The sequence below is a fragment of the Jannaschia sp. GRR-S6-38 genome (assembly GCF_029853695.1).
GTDB lineage: Bacteria > Pseudomonadota > Alphaproteobacteria > Rhodobacterales > Rhodobacteraceae > Jannaschia > Jannaschia ovalis.
On record NZ_CP122537.1, the window covers coordinates 3,067,530 to 3,085,685 of the forward strand.

At 71.4% G+C, this 18,156-nt stretch carries 21 protein-coding genes; 7 read left to right on the forward strand and 14 right to left on the reverse strand.

Translation table 11 applies throughout. From position 1 onward, the window contains the following. Window positions 1-12: 12 nt before the first annotated feature. Window positions 13-858, reverse strand: coding sequence for a uroporphyrinogen-III C-methyltransferase (gene cobA / locus P8627_RS15815; RefSeq protein WP_279965214.1), 846 nt, complete (start codon window positions 856-858; stop codon window positions 13-15). 85 nt (window positions 859-943) lie between these two features. Between cobA and P8627_RS15820 the strand changes: the two genes are divergently transcribed. From P8627_RS15820 to P8627_RS15840, 5 genes are all read left to right on the forward strand, one after another. Next, window positions 944-1,969: a cobalt-precorrin-5B (C(1))-methyltransferase gene (locus P8627_RS15820; RefSeq protein ID WP_279965215.1), complete on the forward strand. Its 1,026-nt coding sequence runs from the start codon at window positions 944-946 to the stop codon at window positions 1,967-1,969. Next, window positions 1,959-2,681: a precorrin-6A/cobalt-precorrin-6A reductase gene (locus P8627_RS15825; RefSeq protein WP_279965216.1), complete on the forward strand. Its 723-nt coding sequence runs from the start codon at window positions 1,959-1,961 to the stop codon at window positions 2,679-2,681. Before P8627_RS15820 ends, P8627_RS15825 begins: the two co-directional genes overlap by 11 nt. Continuing rightward, on the forward strand, window positions 2,659-3,279 hold the full coding sequence (locus tag P8627_RS15830; RefSeq protein ID WP_279965217.1) for a DNA-3-methyladenine glycosylase family protein: 621 nt from the start codon (window positions 2,659-2,661) through the stop codon (window positions 3,277-3,279). Before P8627_RS15825 ends, P8627_RS15830 begins: the two co-directional genes overlap by 23 nt. A 2-nt stretch (window positions 3,280-3,281) precedes the next feature. Then, the gene (locus P8627_RS15835; RefSeq protein ID WP_279967500.1) at window positions 3,282-3,935 is read left to right on the forward strand and encodes an alpha/beta hydrolase; all 654 of its coding nucleotides are present in this window, start codon (window positions 3,282-3,284) and stop codon (window positions 3,933-3,935) included. Between the two features lie 162 nt (window positions 3,936-4,097). Then, window positions 4,098-4,703: an HNH endonuclease gene (locus P8627_RS15840; RefSeq protein ID WP_279965218.1), complete on the forward strand. Its 606-nt coding sequence runs from the start codon at window positions 4,098-4,100 to the stop codon at window positions 4,701-4,703. Here P8627_RS15840 and P8627_RS15845 read toward each other — a convergent pair. The 11 genes from P8627_RS15845 to mazG form a co-directional block, all read right to left on the reverse strand. Continuing rightward, window positions 4,676-5,170: a hypothetical protein gene (locus tag P8627_RS15845; RefSeq protein WP_279965219.1), complete on the reverse strand. Its 495-nt coding sequence runs from the start codon at window positions 5,168-5,170 to the stop codon at window positions 4,676-4,678. The two genes, P8627_RS15840 and P8627_RS15845, sit on opposite strands and share 28 nt — an antisense overlap. Before the next feature lie 62 nt (window positions 5,171-5,232). Next, the gene (locus tag P8627_RS15850; protein WP_279965220.1) at window positions 5,233-6,477 is read right to left on the reverse strand and encodes a cation:proton antiporter; all 1,245 of its coding nucleotides are present in this window, start codon (window positions 6,475-6,477) and stop codon (window positions 5,233-5,235) included. Between the two features lie 4 nt (window positions 6,478-6,481). Then, window positions 6,482-6,910 carry a cupin domain-containing protein gene (locus P8627_RS15855; RefSeq protein WP_279965221.1) on the reverse strand — a complete coding sequence of 143 codons (429 nt, stop codon included), beginning with the start codon at window positions 6,908-6,910 and terminating at the stop codon, window positions 6,482-6,484. Next, a complete protein-coding gene (locus P8627_RS15860) occupies window positions 6,907-7,785 on the reverse strand; it encodes a DMT family transporter (RefSeq protein ID WP_279965222.1) in 879 nt (292 codons plus the stop codon). The genes P8627_RS15855 and P8627_RS15860 overlap by 4 nt, the downstream gene beginning before the upstream one ends. 70 nt (window positions 7,786-7,855) lie before the next feature. After that, window positions 7,856-9,133 (reverse strand): phosphopyruvate hydratase, encoded by a 1,278-nt coding sequence (eno, locus tag P8627_RS15865; protein WP_279965223.1) that lies wholly within the window; start codon window positions 9,131-9,133, stop codon window positions 7,856-7,858. A gap of 44 nt (window positions 9,134-9,177) precedes the next feature. Further along, the gene (locus P8627_RS15870; RefSeq protein ID WP_279965224.1) at window positions 9,178-10,059 is read right to left on the reverse strand and encodes a DMT family transporter; all 882 of its coding nucleotides are present in this window, start codon (window positions 10,057-10,059) and stop codon (window positions 9,178-9,180) included. A gap of 7 nt (window positions 10,060-10,066) precedes the next feature. Next, a complete protein-coding gene (locus P8627_RS15875) occupies window positions 10,067-10,477 on the reverse strand; it encodes a Fur family transcriptional regulator (RefSeq protein ID WP_279965225.1) in 411 nt (136 codons plus the stop codon). A 36-nt stretch (window positions 10,478-10,513) separates the two neighbouring features. Further along, window positions 10,514-11,902: a protein adenylyltransferase SelO gene (locus tag P8627_RS15880; RefSeq protein ID WP_279965226.1), complete on the reverse strand. Its 1,389-nt coding sequence runs from the start codon at window positions 11,900-11,902 to the stop codon at window positions 10,514-10,516. Window positions 11,903-12,103: 201 nt separating this feature from the next. Beyond that, window positions 12,104-13,036, reverse strand: a complete 933-nt coding sequence (locus P8627_RS15885; RefSeq protein WP_279965227.1) for a nucleoside hydrolase — start codon at window positions 13,034-13,036, stop codon at window positions 12,104-12,106. A gap of 144 nt (window positions 13,037-13,180) precedes the next feature. Beyond that, entirely contained in the window at window positions 13,181-14,194 is a 1,014-nt protein-coding gene (locus P8627_RS15890; RefSeq protein WP_279965228.1) for an extracellular solute-binding protein, read from the reverse strand. Window positions 14,195-14,246: 52 nt separating this feature from the next. Then, window positions 14,247-15,068 carry a nucleoside triphosphate pyrophosphohydrolase gene (gene mazG / locus P8627_RS15895; RefSeq protein WP_279965229.1) on the reverse strand — a complete coding sequence of 274 codons (822 nt, stop codon included), beginning with the start codon at window positions 15,066-15,068 and terminating at the stop codon, window positions 14,247-14,249. Window positions 15,069-15,124: 56 nt separating this feature from the next. On the opposite strand from mazG, the gene P8627_RS15900 reads away from it, so the two are divergent. Beyond that, the gene (locus tag P8627_RS15900) at window positions 15,125-16,288 is read left to right on the forward strand and encodes a M20 aminoacylase family protein (protein ID WP_279965230.1); all 1,164 of its coding nucleotides are present in this window, start codon (window positions 15,125-15,127) and stop codon (window positions 16,286-16,288) included. A 79-nt stretch (window positions 16,289-16,367) separates the two neighbouring features. Then, window positions 16,368-16,709 (forward strand): SH3 domain-containing protein, encoded by a 342-nt coding sequence (locus P8627_RS15905; RefSeq protein WP_279965231.1) that lies wholly within the window; start codon window positions 16,368-16,370, stop codon window positions 16,707-16,709. 7 nt (window positions 16,710-16,716) lie between these two features. Here the strand turns inward: P8627_RS15905 and gluQRS are convergent, their stop codons facing one another. Next, window positions 16,717-17,541 carry a tRNA glutamyl-Q(34) synthetase GluQRS gene (gene gluQRS / locus P8627_RS15910; RefSeq protein WP_279965232.1) on the reverse strand — a complete coding sequence of 275 codons (825 nt, stop codon included), beginning with the start codon at window positions 17,539-17,541 and terminating at the stop codon, window positions 16,717-16,719. Beyond that, on the reverse strand, window positions 17,538-18,155 hold the full coding sequence (locus P8627_RS15915; protein ID WP_279965233.1) for a class I SAM-dependent DNA methyltransferase: 618 nt from the start codon (window positions 18,153-18,155) through the stop codon (window positions 17,538-17,540). The genes gluQRS and P8627_RS15915 overlap by 4 nt, the downstream gene beginning before the upstream one ends. Window position 18,156 lies beyond the last annotated feature (1 nt).

An 18,156-nucleotide genomic window follows, 5' to 3' on the forward strand; every position in this document is an offset into this window, starting at 1 on the left:
GCGGGCCGCGGGTCACGCGCTTTCCGCCGGACGGCGCCGATCCAGCGGGTCGGTGTCGCGCGGGCCCTCGCCGCGGGCCTGCGCCTGCCAGTCCAGCGCCTGGCGCAGCGCCACCGCGAGGCCCACGCAGATGATCGCGGGCGGCTCCAGCCCCGCCGCGGCGATATCGGCCTCGACCCGCGCGAGCGTCGTCTCGATGGTGCGCTGGCCCTCCAGCGTCGCGGTCGTGGTGACGGCGACCGGCTCGGAGGGCGCGCGCCCGGCCTCGATCAGCCGGGCGGCGATCTGGCCGATATGCTTCATGCCCATGTAGATTACGATGACCTGGCTGCCCCGCGCGATCCCCGCCCAGTCGAGCGCGGCGGGGGCGTTGCCGCTGGCATCGTGGCCCGTGACGAAGGTGACCGACTGGTTCACGTCGCGATGGGTCACCGGGATGCCCGCATAGGCCAGCCCGGCGATCCCCGCGGTGATGCCTGGCACGATGCGGATCGGCACGCCGTGCTGCACCAGGGTCTGGGCCTCCTCGCCGCCGCGGCCGAAGACGAAGGGATCGCCGCCCTTCAGGCGCAGCACCCGGCGCCCGGCCCGCGCCAGCTCGACCAGGCGCAGCGAGATGTCGCGCTGCTTGGCCGACGGCTTGCCGCCCCGCTTGCCGGCATAGATCAGCTCGGCCTGCGGCGCCCAGTCCAGCACCGCCTCGCCAACCAGCGCGTCGTAGACGATGACGTCGGCCTGCCGCAGCGCGTTGAGCGCGTGCAGCGTCAGAAGCCCCGGGTCGCCCGGACCCGCCCCGCACAGCCAGACCCAGCCGGGCTGCATCCGGGGCCAGTCATGGGAGGACGGGAGATCGGTCATGCCCCTCCATGCCACCCCGCGGCGCGCGTGGAAAGACGGCGCGCGACCATTGGCGGCGCCCGGGCGCCGTGGCATGGCTTGGCGCATGGGCGAGACACCGAAGCTCCGCCGGGGATGGACCACCGGCGCCTGCGCCACCGCCGCCTGCAAGGCGGCGCTCGAAGGGCTGTGGGGCGCGGGCGTGCCGGAGCGGGTCTCGATCACGCTGCCGAAGGGCGAGACGCCCGAATTCGCGGTCGTGGGCGGCGCGGTTGGCGACGGCTGGGCCGAGGCGGGGGTGATCAAGGACGCGGGCGACGACCCCGACGTGACCCATGGCGCGACGATCCGCGTGCGGGTCGCGGCCTCCGCTGGCGGCGTCCTGTTCCGCGCGGGCGAAGGGGTGGGGCGCGTGACCAAGCCCGGCCTGCCCATCGCGGTGGGCGAGCCCGCGATCAACCCGGTCCCGCGCGCCATGATGGACGAGATCGTGGCCGAGGTCGCCGCCCGGCACGCGCGCCGCCCCGATATCGAGATCACCGTCAGCATCCCCGGCGGGGCCGAAATCGCGGAGCGCACCTGGAATCCCCGGCTGGGCATCGCGGGCGGGCTGTCGATCCTCGGGACGACGGGGATCGTCCGGCCGTTCTCCTGCGCGGCCTGGATCGCGTCGATCCACCGGGGCGTGGACGTGGCCCGCGCGAGTGGGCTGACCCATGTCGCGGGCTGCACCGGCGCCACCTCCGAGCGGGTGGTCCAGGCGCTGCACGGGCTGCCCGACCACGCGATGCTGGACATGGGCGATTTCGCGGGCGGGATGCTGAAATACCTCGCCCGGCACCCGATCCCGCGCGTCACCGTGGGCGGCGGGATCGGCAAGCTGACGAAGCTGGCGCAGGGCGCGATGGACCTGCATTCGGCCCGCAGCCAGGTGGATTTCGCCGCGCTCTCGGACTGGGCGGGCCAGGATCTGACGGGCTGCAACACCGCGCTCGAGGCCGTTACCCGCGCGCCCGGGCTGGCCCCCATCGTGGCCGCACGCGCCCGCGCCCGCATCCGCGAGGTGATCGACGCCGAGGTCGACGTGGTCGTGATCGACCGGGCGGGCACCGTGCTGGCCCATGCCGGCTGAGCGCGGCCACGTCCTCGTGCTGGCCGGAACGCGCGAGGCGCGGGCGGTGCTGGCGCGCGCCGCCGGGCTGCCGGTTCTGGCCTCGCTGGCCGGGCGCACCGCCGCACCCGCCGATCTGGGCGTGCCCACGCGCGTCGGCGGCTTCGGCGGCGAGGACGGTTTCCGCGCGGCGCTGGGCGCGGCGCGGGCGGTGCTGGATGCGACCCATCCCTTCGCGCAGGCGATGACGGCGCGGGCCGTGCGGCTCTGCGCCGAGACCGGAACGCCCTATTTGCGGCTCTCCCGCCCGCCCTGGCCCCTTGCACCGCATTGGACCGCGCATCCCGACGCGGCGCGCTGCGCCGCCGCCCTGCCGGCCGGCGCGCGCGTGTTACTGGCCACTGGGCCGGGATCGGTCGCGCCATTCCTCGGCCGCGGGCTGCACCTGATCTGCCGGCGCGTCGATCCGGCGCCCGCGCAGCCGGGCGTGACGTGGCTCACCGGGCTGCCCGGCGCCATCGCCGCCGAGACGGCGCTCATGCGCGAGCACGCGATCACCCATCTCGTCGCCAAGAACGCGGGCGGCGACCGCGCGAAGCTGGACGCGGCCGACACGCTCGGGGTAGCCGTCCACCTGATCGACAGACCGCCCCCGCCGGGGGGAGAGGAGACGCATGACATCGACCACGCCCTCGCCTTCCTCCGCCGGCATGCGGATCGAGACCGAGGCTGACGTCGCCCGCGGGGCCGAGTGGCTGGCCGCGGCCGAGCCGCGCTTCGCCCGCGCACTCGAGGTGACGGGCCCGCTGCCGCTGCGGCGGCGCGGCGACGGCTATCCGGCGCTTCTGAACGCCATCGTCAGCCAGCAGGTCAGCGTCGCCGCCGCGCGCGCCATCCTCGCGCGCTGCGAGGCGGCGGGGCTGCACGAGCCCGAGACCGCGCTGCGGCTCGAAGACGAGGCGATGCGCGCCTGCGGGCTCAGCCGCCAGAAGGTCCGCTACCTGCGGGCGCTGGCGGAAGCGGGGATCGATTTCGACGCCCTGCGCGACGCGCCCACCGAGGAGGTCGTCGCCACGCTGGTCGAGGTGCCCGGGATCGGGCGCTGGACGGCCGAGATCTACGCCATGTTCTCGCTGGGCCATGCCGATGTCTTCGCGCCCAACGATCTGGCGCTGCAGGAATCGGCCCGTATCCTGTTCGAGCTGCCCGACCGCCCGAAGGAGCGCGCGCTGCGCGAGATGGCCGAGGCCTGGTCGCCCTGGCGTGCGGTTGCGGCGCGGCTTTTGTGGTCCTACTACCGCGTGGCCAAGGAACGGGAGGGCATCGCGTGACGCTGAGACATGAACGGCGGGGGCCGGAGGCGCCCAAGCGGCTGGTGGTGTTCCTGCACGGCTACGGCGCCAATGCCGCCGACCTGATCGGGCTCGCCGATCCGCTGATGCCGCATCTGCCCGACACGGCCTTCCTGTCGCCCGATGCGCCCGAGGCGCTGCCCGGTCTGCCCGGCGGGTTTCAGTGGTTCCCGATCCCCTGGATCGACGGCTCCTCCGAGGAGGCGGCGGAGCAGGGGATGGACCGCGCGGTCGCCGACCTGACCGCCTGGCTGGACGAGGTCATGGCGGCCGAGGGCGTCTCGCAGGCCGAGACGGTGCTCTTCGGCTTCAGCCAGGGCACGATGATGGCGCTGCATGTCGGCCCGCGCAGCACACCCGGCTATGCCGGCCTCGTCTGCTTCTCGGGGCGGTTGCTCAAGCCCGAGGAGCTGACCGAGGAGGCCGCGACCAAACCGCCCGTCCTGCTCGTGCATGGCGACCAGGACGAGGTCGTGCCGGTCCAGTCGCTGCCCCATGCCGCCGAGGCGCTGGAGGCCGCGGGGTTCGAGCAGGTCTATGCCCATGTGATGAAGGGCACCGGCCACGGCATCGCGCCCGACGGGCTGCAGGTCGCGCTGGCCTTCCTGCGCGACGTCTTCGGGATCGAGACCTGAGCGGCGCCCGGCGCGGCGGGCCGCGCCGCCACCGGCTTTCACCCGCCTTCGCCCGGCAGCATCTTGAGGCTTGCCTGCGGTCCTTCCCCATATATAGTCCGGCTTAGAGGGCCGCGCGCCCGAGGGCCGGGCGGGCCGCTCTCCGATCAGGGAAGCGACCGGATGAACGCCTTGACCGAAGCCGACCAGACCGATTTCCGGACCGAGTTCACGCGCGACCCGGCGGGGCTGAAGCATTTCCCCGCCCTGGTGCTGAACGCCGATTACCGTCCGCTCAGCTATTACCCGCTGTCGCTCTGGCCGTGGCAGGACGCGGTGAAGGCGGCCTTCCTCGACCGCGTGACCATCGTCAGCGAATACGAGGAGGTGGTGCGCTCGCCCTCGATGACGATCCGCATCCCCTCCGTCGTGGTGCTGAAGGATTACGTCGCCCCGCAGAAGCGCGTGGCCTTCACGCGGTTCAACCTGTTCCTTCGCGACGAGTTCTGCTGCCAGTATTGCGGCTCGAAGGGCGACCTGACCTTCGACCATGTCGTGCCGCGCGCGCGGGGCGGGATCACCAGCTGGGAAAACGTCGTCGCCGCCTGCGGGCGTTGCAACCTCAGGAAGGGGTCGCGCTCGCTCAAGCAGGTGGGCTTCCACCTGCGCAAGCCGCCGCGCCAGCCGGGCCCGGGCGAGCTGATGAACATGGGCCGGAAATTCCCGCCAAACTACCTGCACGAAAGCTGGATGGACTTCCTCTACTGGGATGCCGAACTGGAGGCCTGACGCCGCGCGCCCGCGCGCAGCGTGTCGAGCGCGAAGCGATCCTCGGCCCGGAATGCGATGAGCAGCAGGCAGGCCGCGAAGGTGATGCTGGTCGGATAGAAGACGTGGCTGTTGAACACGATCCGGTCCACGCCCGTCACCCACCACCGGAACGGATCGACGATCGCCCACCAGACCCCGGCGGCCGTGATGCCGTTGATGACGGCCTGCAACGGCAGCGCCACCGAACGGAACAGCCCCAGCACGCAGAGCCCGCCGATCGCGACCTCGGCCCCGCCGGTCAGCAGGCCGATCGTCGCCGCCGCGCCGTCCGAGAGCTCAAACGCGCGGCGGACGAAGAGCGGGGCGGAGCCCGACACGATCTTGTCGAGCCCGAACCAGATGAGCAGGAAGCCGGTCGTGACGCGCAACAGAACCAGGCTGAGCCGGCGCGAGAGCGGCGCCGTCGTGGCGGCGGACAGGGACATCGGCGGGGAACTCCTGCGGGGACGGGCCCGACTATTCTAGCGCCGCGCCGGGCGATCCGTCGTCACGATCCCGTGCCGTTCAACCGCGCGGCCAGCGGCGCGACCGTCAGGCCCTGCACGATGATCGAGAACAGCACGACCATATAGGTCGCGGTCAGCATCACCGGCGTCCATTCGCCCTCCGGCAGCGACAGGACCAGCGCGACCGAGATGCCGCCCTTCAGCCCGCCCCAGGTCATGATCCGCGTCAGCCCGGCCTCGAAATCGCGCCCGAAGGGACGCAGCAGCGTGACCGGCACGATCACGGCGGCGAAGCGCGCCAGCAGGTGCAGCAGGATCGCGGCGAGACCGGCCAGGAGGTAGCTCGCGTCGAAGGCCACGGCGAAGACCTCGACGCCGATCAGCAGGAAGAGGACGGCGTTTAGGATCTCGTCGATCAGCGTCCAGAACGTGTCGACATGGGCGCGGGTCGCCTTGGACATCCCGTATTTCGTGCCGACATCGCCGATCAGCAGCCCGGCCACCACCGCCATGATCGGGGCCGAGACATGCAGCCAGAGGCTGAGCTGGTAGCCGCCGAAGGCCAGGGCCAGCGTGATCAGCACCTCGATCGGCGGGTCGTCGATGCGGCGCATGACGCGGAAGGCCACGAAGCCGAGCGCCGCCCCCAGCGCGGCGCCGCCGAACGCCTCCTGCGCGAACAGGGTCGCCGCGCCCGAGAGCCCCCGGCCATGATCGTCGCCCGCGGGATAGGCCAGCCCGACCAGTACCAGGAAGACGACATAGCCCACGCCGTCGTTGAAGAGCGATTCGCCCGCGATCTTGGTCTCCAGCGTCTTGGGCAGTTTCGCCGCGCGCAGCACGCCCAGCACGGCGACCGGGTCGGTGGGCGAGATCAGCGCCCCGAAGACCAGCGCGATCAGCAGCGGCGCGCCGGTGATCCAGGAAAAGCCCACCCCGGCGATAGCGGTCGACAGCGCCACCCCGATCGTCGCCATCAGCAGGACGAGCGGCCATTCGCGCTTGAGATCGGCCAGCTTCACATGCAGCGCGCCCGCGAAGAGCAGAAGGCCCAGCATCCCCTCGAGCAGCGTCTCCGAGAATTCGAACTCCAGGACGACGGTGCGGACTTCGCCGGCGACCCCGAGGCCCGGCAGGAGAATATCAAGCACCATGATCGCGAAGGAGGCGGCCAGGGCCACGACCAGGATTCCGATGGCCGAGGGCAGGCGCAGCACCAGCGCGTTCACTGCGCCGAAGCCGGCGGCGAGCACCAGGAGGAGGGAGGCGAGGGCGAGAAGGTCCATGCGCTCAAGGCCCCGGCGGGATGTCGAAGCCCGGCGCGGCAAGCTCGAACCCGTCGAAGCGGAAGCCCGGCGCCACGGCGCAGCTGACCAGCGTCCAGGCGCCGGTCGTGCGCGCGGCCTGCCAGTGGCCCGCGGGGACGAAGCCCTGCAGCGCCTGCCGCTCGAGATCGGGGCCGAGGACGAGGGCCCGGGCCGGGCCCAGATCGTCGGGCGAGACCGACAGGACCAGCGGTGCGCCGGAATGCCAGAACCACATCTCGTCGGCATCCACGCGGTGCCAGTGGCTGGCCTCGCCCTCCTTGAGCAGGAAATGGATCGCGGTGGCGGCGGGCCGGTCGCTCCCGGGCGCGTCGGAGGCGAAGGTCTGGCGGTACCAGCCGCCCACGGGATGCGGCGCGAGCCCCAGCATGGCGATGATGTCGTCGGCGGTCATGCGGCCCTCCCGCGCCAGAGGATGTAGAGCCCGGTTGCCACGGTCACGCCGATCCCCGCCAGCGCCAGCCCGTTGGGCCAGTCGCCGAAGATCGCCAGCCCGATCAGCGCGGCCATCGGGATCTCGAGATATTGCATCGGCGCGAGCGTGGCCGAAGGGGCGAAGCGCAGCGACCAGGTCATCAGCAGATGCGCGCAGGTCCCCGCGATGCCCATCGCCAGCAGGATGGGCAGGTGGCCCGCGACGGGACGCAGCGCGAACGGCCCGGCATCGGGCAGGAGGAGGTAGACGGCCGCGAGGCCCGCCAGGGCCATCAGCCCCGAGGTCGCCTGCATCGGCATCGGCTCGGCCTCGGCCGACAGGCGGCGGGTGACCAGCATGAAGGCGGCGAAGACGAAGGCCACGGCCAGCGGGTAGAGGACGGCCCAGCCGACCTCCCGGAAGGAGGGCTGCATCACCATCAGCGTGCCGACGAAGCCCACCGCGCAAGCCGCCATCCGCCGCGGGCCCACCGTTTCGCCCAGGATCCAGTGGCCCATCAGCAGCAGGATGAAGGGCATCACGAAGGCGATGGCGATGGCATCGGCCAGCGGCAGGTAGGTCAGGCCCTTGGTCATCAGCCAGATGCCCGCGATCTGCAGAAGCGTCCGCGTCAAGGTCAGGCCCCAGCCCAACCGCGACATCCGCCAGGATTGCCCGAGCACCCAGACCAGCGGCACCAGGATCGCGGCCTGCACGACGAAGCGGATCGCGACCAGTTGCAGGATCGGGAAGTCCTGCGCGGCGATCTTGCCCATCGCGTCCGAGAAGGGCGCGGTGGCGCAAAAGCCCAGCATCAGGACCATGCCCAGCGCCGGCCGGTCCAGCCGCCCCATGCCCTCCGCCAGGGGCGCGACAGCGGGGGAGGGCGCGGCGGCCCGGCTGCGCCCGGATGCGGTCAGCGCCTCATCCCCGCAGGATCGAGCGCCCGGCATAGAGCGCCGTCTCGCCCAGCATCTCCTCGATGCGGATCAGCTGGTTGTACTTGGCCACCCGGTCCGAGCGCGCCAGCGACCCGGTCTTGATCTGCCCGCAATTCGTGGCGACCGCGAGATCGGCGATGGTCGCGTCCTCGGTCTCGCCCGAGCGATGCGACATCACGCAGGTCATGCGGTTGCGATGCGCGAGATCCACGGCCTCCAGCGTCTCGGAGAGGGTGCCGATCTGGTTGACCTTCACCAGGAGCGAGTTGGCCGCGCCCTTCTCGATCCCGTCGGCCAGGCGCGCCGGGTTGGTCACGAAAAGGTCGTCGCCCACGAGCTGGACCTGGTCGCCCAGCGCCTCGGTCAGCGCGACCCAGCCTTCCCAGTCATCCTCGGACATGCCGTCCTCGATCGACAGGATCGGATAGTCGCGCACCAGCGCGGTCAGGTAGTCCACATTCTCGTCGGAACTGAGGACCTTGCCTTCGCCTTCAAGGTGATAGGCGCCGTCCTTGAAGTATTCCGTGGCCGCGCAATCCAGCGCCAGCCAGATATCCTCGCCCGGCTGGTAGCCGGCCTTCTCGACCGCCTTCAGCACGAAATCCAGCGCGTCGCGCGTGCCCGAGAGGTTGGGCGCGAAGCCGCCCTCGTCGCCCAGGCCCGTCGACAGCCCGGCCGCTGAGAGCTCGCCCTTGAGCGTGTGGAACACCTCCGAGCCCATGCGGACCGCCTCGGCCAGGTTGTCCGCCGAGACGGGCATGATCATGAATTCCTGGATGTCGATCGGGTTGTCGGCATGCTCGCCGCCATTGACGATGTTCATCATTGGCACCGGCAACATGCGCGCCGAAGTGCCGCCCACATAGCGATAGAGCGGCAGCGCGCTGGCCTCGGCCGCGGCCTTGGCGACGGCCAGCGACACGCCGAGGATGGCATTCGCGCCCAGCCGCGACTTGTTGGGCGTGCCGTCCATCTCGATCATCACGGCGTCGATGGCCTGCTGCTCGGTGGCGTCGAAGCCGGTGATCGTGCCCATGATCTCGCCGTTGACGGCCTCGACCGCCTCGCGCACGCCCTTGCCCTTGTAGCGCCCCTTGTCGCCGTCGCGCATCTCCACCGCCTCGTAGGCGCCCGTCGAGGCCCCCGAGGGCACCGCCGCGCGGCCCATCGAGCCGTCCTCCAGCGTGACGTCCACCTCGACCGTCGGGTTGCCGCGGCTGTCGAGGATCTCGCGCGCGTGGATGTCGGTGATGGTGAACATGGCGGCCTCCGGGGAATTGATTGCGCCTCGTCTAGCGCGCGGCCTCACGCTTGGGAAGCCGCCCGCCGCAGCCGCGCCTCGCGGATCAGGGTATAGAGCCCCGAGGCGATCACGATCGTCACGCCCGCCAGCGTCGCCGCGTCCGGGCGCTCGCCGAAGAAGGTCACGCCCAGCAGCAGCGCGAAGAGCATTCGCGAATAGCGGAACGAGGAGATCACCGCGATATCGCCCATCCGCGTCGCCGCGACGATGGTCAGGTAGGCGCCCATGCCTATGGCGACGCCGATCGCGAGGATGCCGATCTCCGCGCCCGAGGGCATGACGAAGGGCGCGGCCAGCAGCAGTTGCAGCGCGAGCCCCGTGGGCACCAGCGCCGCGAAGGCGTGGAGCGACAGGCGCGGCCCCGACACCGCGCCGGGCATCGTGCGGGTCACCAGGTCGCGCGCGGCAAGGCCCAGCATGCCGCCCACCGCCAGCAGCACGCCCGGCTCGACCCCCGCGGCCCCGGGCCGGATGATCAGCATCACGCCCGCGAAGCCCACCGCGATAGCCGCCCAGCGCCGCCAGCCGACGGGCGCGCCGAGAAACAGCGCGGCCCCCATCGCGACCACGAGGGGCGTCGCCTGGATCACCGCCGAGGCCAGTGCGAGCGGGATGAGCGCGAGCGCCGAGACGAAGCAGAGCGTGCCGAACACCTCGCAGCCCGACCGCATGAGCACCGTGCGATGCAGGTATTGCGCCGACCAGACACCCCGGCCCGTCGCCGCCAGCCAGGCCGCGAAGGCCAGCGCCCCGCCGAGGCCCAGCATCCAGATGATCTGGGTCGCCGGCAGGGTCGCCGTCAGCCCCTTGATCAGCGCGTCCTCGACCGCGAAGCAAGCCATCGCCACGACCATCAGGGCCGCGCCGCGCAGCGTGTCGCTCATCGCCGGCTCACTTGCGGCGCACGCCGAACAGCTCCAGCCGGTGGCCGCGCAGCTCGTAGCCCAGCCGCTCGGCGATCCGCTCCTGCAGGGCCTCGATCTCGGGATCGACGAACTCGATCACCTCGCCGGTCTGCATGTCGATCAGGTGGTCGTGATGCTCACGCTCGGCATCCTCCCAGCGGGCGCGCCCGTCGCCGAACTCGCGCCGCTCCAGGATGCCCGCCTCCTCGAACAGGTTCACGGTGCGATAGACCGTGGCCACCGAGATCGAGGCGTCGCGCGCGGCCGCGCGGGCGTGGATCGCCTCGACATCCGGGTGATCGGGCGAATCCTCCAGCACCTGCGCCACGATCCTGCGCTGGCCGGTCAGGCGCAATCCGGCGGCCTCGCAGCGCTCGATGATGCTGGGCGTCGTCATGCGACCGGGTCTAGGACGCGCGGCAGCCGGGGGCAATCAGGTCCCGCAAAAGGTTCGCGTCACGCGCTCCGCGGGCGTGGCGGGGACGCGGTAGGGGGCGTTGGCCTCAGTCTCGTGCCAGGGATCCGCAAGCTGGGCGCCCAGCGCGTGGAACGGCGCCAGGTCGCCCGTCTCGGCGGCGGCGATGGCGGCCTCGACCTGGTGGTTGCGCGGGATCAGCGCGGGGTTGGCCTGGGCCATCGCATCGAAATCCGGCCCGCGGGCCCGCCAGCGCGCAAACCAGTCGTCGAAGCGGCCGCGGTTCAGGACCTGGTCGCGCGCCGCGCCCGGATCGACGCTGAGCGCGCGGAAGCTGTTGGTGAAATCGCCCTGTCCCTCGGCCAGGATCGCCAGCAGCTCCATCGCAAGCTCCATGTCGCGCAGCCCGATCTTCGCGGACATGACGTCCTCCCAAGCGGCGGTATAGAGGTCGCGGAACCCCTCCAGCACCTCCGTCGCCTCCGCCACGGCAGCCTCGCGCGCGCCCATCAGCGGCAGCAGCGCCGTGGCCAGCTGCGCGAGGTTCCACAGCGCGATGTCGGGCTGCTTTGACCAGGCATAGCGCCCGAACTGGTCGATCGAGCTGAAGACGGTGTCGGGGTGATAGGCCTCCATGTAGGCGCAGGGCCCGTAATCGATGGTCTCGCCCGAGATCGTCATGTTGTCGGTGTTCATCACGCCGTGCACGAAGCCCAGGCCCATCCATTGCGCGACGAGCCTCGCCTGCTTTTCCATCACCGCGCGCAACAGGCCCATCGGTCCGTCGGCGCCCGGCGCGTGGCGGGCGATGGCGTGGTCCAGCAGGGACCCCAGCGCTTCGGTGTCGTCGCGCGCGGCGAAGACCTGGAAGGTGCCCACGCGGATATGGCTGGCGGCCACGCGGGTCAGCACCGCGCCGGGCAGGGGGCCCTCCTGCCGCAGCACCGTCTCGCCCGTCGTGACGGCGGCCAGCGCGCGGGTGGTGGGCACGCCCAGCGCGTGCATCGCCTCAGAGACGAGATATTCGCGGATCACCGGCCCGATCGCCGCGCGCCCGTCGCCCATCCGGCTGTAGGGCGTGGGCCCCGAGCCCTTCAGCGCGACGTCCCAGCGCCGCCCGTCCGCCACGTGCTCGCCCAGCAGGATCGCGCGCCCGTCGCCCAGTTGCGGCGACCAGCCGCCGAACTGATGCCCGGCATAGAGCTGCGCCAGCGGCACCGCCCCCTCGGGCACGCGGTTGCCCGCGAAGACCTCCGGCGCCACGCGCAGCGCCTCGGGGTCGAGCCCCATCTCGCGCGCGAGGCCTTCGTTCAGCGCGATCCAGCCGGGCGCGGCCACGGGCGTGGGCGCCATCTTCGTGTAGAAGCGCGCGGGCAGGCGGGCGTAGCTATTGTCGAAGGCGAACATCGCGGCTCCTGTCTCTCACTATGTCATGTAAGCGCGACCGCGCGCGATGCGACCCGTCCGGGACGGCGCGCAGACCGCCGGGGACGGGACCTGAGTATTTGCAGACCCGTGATGCCCCTGGCGGCGCGTTAAGGTTAACGTGGGCCCCGTCAATCACGGGTCCGAAAATACTCACGGCGGACGCGCGCCGACGGCGCGATCTCACAACCGCGCGATCCGCTCGGTCAGCATCGCGTAGAACCCGTCGGCGTCCACATCCCCGATGAACAGCGCATTGGCGGCCCGGTCGGTCACGCGCCACCAGTCGGCGACGGTCATGCCCCGGGTCAGCGGGCTCTCGACCTCGACTTCCACATTGACCTCGCGGCCCTTGAACAGATCCGGGTTCAGCAGCCAGGCGATCACGCAGGGATCGTGCAGCGGCGCGCCCTCGGAGCCGTATTTCTCCCGGTCGAAGCGCTCGAAGAAGCCGGTCCAGCCCGCGACGACCTCGCCCACGCGGCCCGCCGCGGCGAAGCCCGCGTTGCGCGCCCGCGTCGTCAGCGCCTTGTGGGTGGCGTCGAGCGGCAGGACGGTCAGCGGCACGCCCGATCGAAATACGGCCCGCGCCGCCTCGGGGTCGACGAAGATGTTGAACTCGGCCGCGGGCGTGATGTTGCCCACCTCAAAATAGGCACCGCCCATCAGCACGATGCGGTCGATCCGGCCCGCGATGTCGGGGGCGCGGGCCAGCGCGGTCGCGATATTGGTGAGCGGGCCAAGCGGGCAGAGCGTGACCGCGCCCGGCGCCTCGGCGCGCAGCGTCTCGATGATCCAGTCGACGGCATGGGCGTCCTGCAGGGCCATCGCCGGGTCGGGCAGCTCGGCCCCGTCCAGCCCGGTCTTGCCATGCACGTGCTCGGCGGTGACCAGATCGCGCGCGATCGGCCGGTCGCAGCCCGCGAAGACCGGGATATCGCTCCGCCCGGCCAGCTCGCAGACGATTCGCGCGTTCCGGGCGGTCAGGTCGAGCGGCACATTGCCCGCGACGGCGGTCAGGCCCAGCACATCCAGCTCGGGTGAGGCCAGCGCCAGCAGGATGGCGACGGCGTCGTCCTGGCCGGGATCGGTGTCGATGATGATCTTGCGCGTCATGGCCGCCAACCTGACCACGGGCGCGCGAATGTCCAGAGCGCGCGCCGCCGAATGCGGATGGCGCGCCCCGGTCGCCCGGAGCGCGCCGAAGCGCCGCCCGTTCGCGGGACCGGGCCCCGCCGGCGCGGCCCTTTCGCGCGGACCTTAGCTGCCGGCGTCGAAATCGACCTCCTCGACCAGCTTCAGCGCCTCGGCGCGGTGCGAGGCGATGGCGGTCAGGTCGGTCGTGTCGGCCGCCAGCTCGCCCCAGCCCGCGACGAGATCCGAGGGCGCCACCTCGGGCGAGGCGGGATACTCGTAGACCACGTCGGCATAGATGGACTGCGCCTCGGGCGAGGAGAGATACTCCATGAAGGCCAGCGCCTCCTCGCGGTTCGCCGCGCCCTCGACCATCGCCACGCCCGAGATGTTTACATGCGTGCCTTCGCCATCGGCGAAACTCGGGAAGGCGATGCGGACCGAATTGGCCCAGGCTTCCTGCTCGGGGTCGTTCAGCATGGCGCCCATGTAATAGGTGTTGCCCAGGCTGATGTCGCATTCGCCGGCCCAGATCGACTTGACCTGCGCGCGGTCGTTGCCCTCGGGCGCCTTGGCGAGATTGGCCTTCACGCCTTCCAGCCAGTCGCGGGTCGCCTCGACGCCGTTATGCTCGATCATCGCCGAGATCAGGCCGATCGTGTAGACATGCGTGCCCGAGCGGGTGCAGATCCGGTCCTGCCATTTCGGGTCGGCCAGGTCCTCGTAGGTGGTCACCTCGCCCGGCGCCACGCGGTCCTTGCTGGCATAGACGATGCGCGCGCGAGTGGTCAGCCCGTACCAATGGCCGTCATCGTCGCGCAGCGCGTCGGGGATGTTGGCGTTCAGCACCTCGCTTTCGACCGCCTGCGTCACCCCCGCCTCCTTGGCCTCGGCCAGGCGCGAGATGTCGACGGTGAAGACCAGGTCGGCGGGCGAGCGCGGGCCCTCGGCGACCAGCCGCTCGGTGATGCCCTTGTCGATATAGACGACGTTGGCGGTGTGGCCGGTCGCGGCCTCGAAGCCGTCGACGAGCGGCTGGATCAGCTCGGGCTGGCGATAGGAATAGACATTGACCTCGCCCGCGAGCGCGGGGGCGGCCAGCGTCAGGGCGGTGGTGGCGAGGATGGACGTGCGAAGCATTCGGGCCTCCGTTCTGTTGGTGACCCCGATATTTCCGAGTCTTTTTGTCAGGTCAATCCCGACTTTTCTTGTCGGACATTTTTTCGCGTGCCTTCGCCGCGTCCCAGAGCGCGTCCATCTCGGCTAGGTCGCTTTCCGCCGGGCTGCGGCCGAGCCGGGCCAGCGCGTCCTCGATCTCGGCGAAGCGACGGGTGAACTTGGCGTTGGCACCGCGCAGCGCTTCTTCGGGGTCGACGCCCAGATGGCGCGCGAGGTTGGCCATGACGAAGAGCATGTCGCCCATCTCCTCGGCCAGCGCGGCCGGGCCCAGCCGGTCGCGCGCCTCGACCAGCTCGGCGGCCTCCTCGCGCAGCTTGTCCAGCACCGCGGTGGTCTCGGGCCAGTCGAACCCGACCCGCGCCGCGCGGTTCTGCAGCTTCACCGCGCGCAGCAGGGCCGGCAGGCCCAGCGCCACCCCGTCCAGCGTGCGCCGGCCCGCGCGTTCCTTCGCCTTGGCGGCCTCCCAATCGGCGATCTGCTGTTCGGCCGATTTCTCACGCGAGGCGTCGCCCCAGATATGCGGATGCCGGTCCACCATCTTCTGCGCCACGCGCTCGGCGATGGAGTGGAAGTCGAAGCGGCCCTCCTCCTCGCCCATTTGGGCGTGGTAGACGACCTGCAGCAGCAGATCGCCCAGCTCGCCCTCCATCTCGTCCCACGCGTCGCGCTCGATCGCGTCGGCCACCTCGTAGGCTTCCTCGATCGTGTAGGGCGCGATGGAGGCGAAATCCTGCTCGATATCCCAAGGGCAGCCCGTTTCCGGATCGCGCAGCCGCGCCATGATCGCCAGGAGCCGCGGCAGGCCGCCGCCCGGTGTCCTGCAGATGTCGTCCATTGCGAAGCCCCTTCCGTTGCCGTCATGTGGGCCGAAGCCCAGCCGGAGGACAAGCCATGCCCGTCATCAACTCGATCGCCGCCATGCAACCCGAGATGCAGGATTGGCGCCGCTGGCTGCACCGCAACCCGGAGCTGCAATTCGACCTGCCGAAGACCTCGGGCTTCGTGGCGCGCAAGCTGCGCGAATTCGGCGTGGACGAGATCCACGAGGGGATCGCGACCTCCGGCATCGTCGCCATCATCGAGGGCCGGGGCGACGGCCCGACCATCGGGCTGCGCGCCGACATGGACGCGCTGCCCATCCCCGAGGCGACGGGCGCGGAGCACGCCTCCGAGACGCCGGGCAAGATGCATGCCTGCGGCCATGACGGGCACACGACGATGCTGCTGGGCGCCGCGAAATACCTCGCCGAGACGCGCAACTTCTCGGGCCGCGTCGCGCTGATCTTCCAACCGGCCGAGGAATCCGGCGGCGGCGGCGAGGTCATGGTGCAGGAAGGCGTGTTGGACCGGTTCGGCATCGGCCAGGTCTTCGGCATCCACAACGCGCCCGGCCGGCCCGAGGGCGAATTCTTCGTCAACCCGGGCCCGCTTCTGGCCTCGGTGGACGAGTTCAACTTCACGATCCGCGGGCTTGGCGGCCACGCCGCCCTGCCGCACGAGACGCGCGACCCGGTCGTCGCGGCGCTGGGCCTCGGCCATGCGCTCCAGACGGTCGTCAGCCGCAACCACCGCGCCACCGACGACCTCGTCCTGTCGATCACCCAGATCCATGCGGGCTCGGCCAATAATGTGGTCCCGGCCGAGGCGCTTCTGTCGGGCACGGTCCGTACCTTCGACGACGCGGTGCGCGACATGGCCGAACGGCGCATCCGCGCCATCGGGGACGGGATCGCGGCCACCTACGATGTCGAGGTCGAGCTCCACTACGACCGCGGCTACCCGCCCACGATCAACGACCCGGACCGCGCGGGTTTCGCCGCCGACGTGGCGCGCGACGTGGTGGGCGACGGCAAGGTCGATCCGGACGTCATGCGCGAGATGGGCGCGGAGGATTTCGCCTACATGCTGCAGGCCCGCCCGGGCGCTTACCTGTTCCTCGGCGCGGGCGAGGGGGCGGGGCTGCACCACCCGGAATACGACTTCAACGACCGCATCGCGCCCATCGGGGCGAGCTTCTTCGCCCGGCTGGTGGAGACGGCGCAACCGGTGGGGTGAATCGGGCGCGCATGCTAGGCTGGCGCGCGGGCCACGGATCCCGGCCCGCCGCGTTTAACCAGTCTCCGGGAGTTCGCCGATGCGCCGCCTTTCGCTGTCCGCTTTCCTGTGCGCCACCATCCTCGCCGCGCCCGCCCTGCGGGCCCAGCAGCTCGACGTGCCCATCGTGATCGACTGCGACCAGTCGCAGGAACAGGCGGCCTGCTACTCCGTCGGCACGGTGATGGGGCTCGATCCGAACGGCGACGGCTTCCTCGCGGTGCGCAGCGGGCCGGGCTCGGATTTCCGGATGATCGATAAGCTCGTGAATGGCGACCGGGTGATGGGCATCACCCAGCAGGGGCCTTGGGTCGGCCTCGTCTATCGCGACGACCGCAAGGGTTGGGCGCATGGCAACTGGATCGGGAACTGGATCCCCTGACCGCGTCTCAGTCCGGCGCGATCCGGCTCTCCCGCAGCCGCGCGATCAGCGCGTCGGCCGTCCAGCCCGCGGCGCGGTAGCTGGCGAGGCTGCGCGCGTCGTCGCGCTTGGCCAGCCGCTTGCCCGCCGCGTCGCGGACGAGGTCGTGATGCAGGTAATCGGGCGTCGGCAGGCCCAGCAGGCCCTGCAGCGCGACATGGATCGGCGTCGCCTCGGCCAGATCCTCGCCGCGTGTCACGAGGTCAATGGCCTGCGCCGCGTCGTCGACCACCACGGCCAGGTGATACGACGTGCCCATGTCGCGCCGCGCGAGCACTGGATCGCCGATCGTCCGGCGGAAGGTCGCGCCATCCATCCCGCGCGACGCGCCCCGCTCGGTCCAGCGCAGATTGCCCAGCGCGGCCGCGTCGAGGCGCAGCGCAACGCCCGCGGGCCGCGGCCCCGCGCGCGAGGCGCCGCGACAGGTTCCGGGATAGACCACGCCGTCCGGGCCCAGCAGCGGCGCGCCCTCCTGCGGGGCCGCGGCGGCCTGGAGGATGTCGCGCCGATTGCAACTGCACGGATAGAGCAGCCCGCGCGCCCAGAGCCGGTCCAGCGCCGCGCCATAGGCCGCCATCCGCTCGGACTGGCGCATCACCGGCTCCGGCCAGTCGAGGCCGAGCCAGCGCAGGTCGTCATAGATCGCGGCCTCCCATTCGGGGCGGGCGCGCGCCTGGTCGATATCCTCGATCCGCAGCAGCATCCGCCCGTGATCGGCGGCGACCAGCGCGGCCCAGGCATGGCCCAGATGCAGCGGCCCGGTGGGCGAGGGCGCGAAACGCGTGCGCGTCACGTCCGCCGCAGGACGTAGACCGTCGAGCTGCGCGCGCCGTCCTTCGTGGGCACGTGGGGCCCGTGTTCGGCCGAGAGCAGCAGCACGCGGCCGTCGAGCTGCGCATCGGTCAGCGCCTGCAAATAGGACCGCTCGCGCAGGGCCGCCTCGTTGAAACTCAGCGCCAGCAGCGCGCCCGCAGCCATGCCCGCCAGCACGTCATCGAGCACCCCGGCCGGGGCCGCGCCCGTGCTGATGACGCCCGTCGCGACCACCGCTGCGTAGGCGCGGGCCTCGGGCACCGCGCCCGGTGTTCCCAGCGTCAGGTCGCGGTAGACGCCCTTGGCGCGCGCCTGTTCCAGCATTTCGGCCGACACGTCGATCCCGTCCAGCGTGGTGAAGCCCGCCTCGGCCAGCGCCATGCCCGACAGCCCCGTGCCGCAGCCGAAATCCAGCACCGGCGCGGCCCGGTCGGAGAGCTGCGCGGCCAAGGCGGCGGCGACGCGCGCGGGCGTGGCGTAGCCGGCGGCGATCAGGTCGGCGTCGTAGCGCGTGGCCCAATCGGCGTAGATCTCCATCGTCTCCTCGACGGAGCGGGGCTGCCACAGGCCCTCGGGCATCTTCGGATCGCTCATC

What these genes read in the sequence shown, in the direction of transcription:
- P8627_RS15850 (WP_279965220.1), bottom strand. Translation starts at nt 6,477, where the DNA reads ATGGACCTTCTCGCCCTCGCCTCCCTCCTCCTGGTGCTCGCCGCCGGC.
- P8627_RS15885 (WP_279965227.1), bottom strand. Translation starts at nt 13,036, where the DNA reads ATGACGCGCAAGATCATCATCGACACCGATCCCGGCCAGGACGACGCC.
- P8627_RS15845 (WP_279965219.1), bottom strand. Translation starts at nt 5,170, where the DNA reads ATGTCCCTGTCCGCCGCCACGACGGCGCCGCTCTCGCGCCGGCTCAGC.
- P8627_RS15880 (WP_279965226.1), bottom strand. Translation starts at nt 11,902, where the DNA reads ATGTTCGCCTTCGACAATAGCTACGCCCGCCTGCCCGCGCGCTTCTAC.
- P8627_RS15855 (WP_279965221.1), bottom strand. Translation starts at nt 6,910, where the DNA reads ATGACCGCCGACGACATCATCGCCATGCTGGGGCTCGCGCCGCATCCC.
- P8627_RS15830 (WP_279965217.1), top strand. Translation starts at nt 2,659, where the DNA reads ATGCGGATCGAGACCGAGGCTGACGTCGCCCGCGGGGCCGAGTGGCTG.
- P8627_RS15875 (WP_279965225.1), bottom strand. Translation starts at nt 10,477, where the DNA reads ATGACGACGCCCAGCATCATCGAGCGCTGCGAGGCCGCCGGATTGCGC.
- P8627_RS15860 (WP_279965222.1), bottom strand. Translation starts at nt 7,785, where the DNA reads ATGGGGCGGCTGGACCGGCCGGCGCTGGGCATGGTCCTGATGCTGGGC.
- P8627_RS15820 (WP_279965215.1), top strand. Translation starts at nt 944, where the DNA reads ATGGGCGAGACACCGAAGCTCCGCCGGGGATGGACCACCGGCGCCTGC.
- eno (WP_279965223.1), bottom strand. Translation starts at nt 9,133, where the DNA reads ATGTTCACCATCACCGACATCCACGCGCGCGAGATCCTCGACAGCCGC.
- P8627_RS15825 (WP_279965216.1), top strand. Translation starts at nt 1,959, where the DNA reads ATGCCGGCTGAGCGCGGCCACGTCCTCGTGCTGGCCGGAACGCGCGAG.
- P8627_RS15890 (WP_279965228.1), bottom strand. Translation starts at nt 14,194, where the DNA reads ATGCTTCGCACGTCCATCCTCGCCACCACCGCCCTGACGCTGGCCGCC.
- P8627_RS15905 (WP_279965231.1), top strand. Translation starts at nt 16,368, where the DNA reads ATGCGCCGCCTTTCGCTGTCCGCTTTCCTGTGCGCCACCATCCTCGCC.
- P8627_RS15915 (WP_279965233.1), bottom strand. Translation starts at nt 18,155, where the DNA reads ATGAGCGATCCGAAGATGCCCGAGGGCCTGTGGCAGCCCCGCTCCGTC.
- P8627_RS15840 (WP_279965218.1), top strand. Translation starts at nt 4,098, where the DNA reads ATGAACGCCTTGACCGAAGCCGACCAGACCGATTTCCGGACCGAGTTC.
- P8627_RS15870 (WP_279965224.1), bottom strand. Translation starts at nt 10,059, where the DNA reads ATGAGCGACACGCTGCGCGGCGCGGCCCTGATGGTCGTGGCGATGGCT.
- cobA (WP_279965214.1), bottom strand. Translation starts at nt 858, where the DNA reads ATGACCGATCTCCCGTCCTCCCATGACTGGCCCCGGATGCAGCCCGGC.
- P8627_RS15900 (WP_279965230.1), top strand. Translation starts at nt 15,125, where the DNA reads ATGCCCGTCATCAACTCGATCGCCGCCATGCAACCCGAGATGCAGGAT.
- mazG (WP_279965229.1), bottom strand. Translation starts at nt 15,068, where the DNA reads ATGGACGACATCTGCAGGACACCGGGCGGCGGCCTGCCGCGGCTCCTG.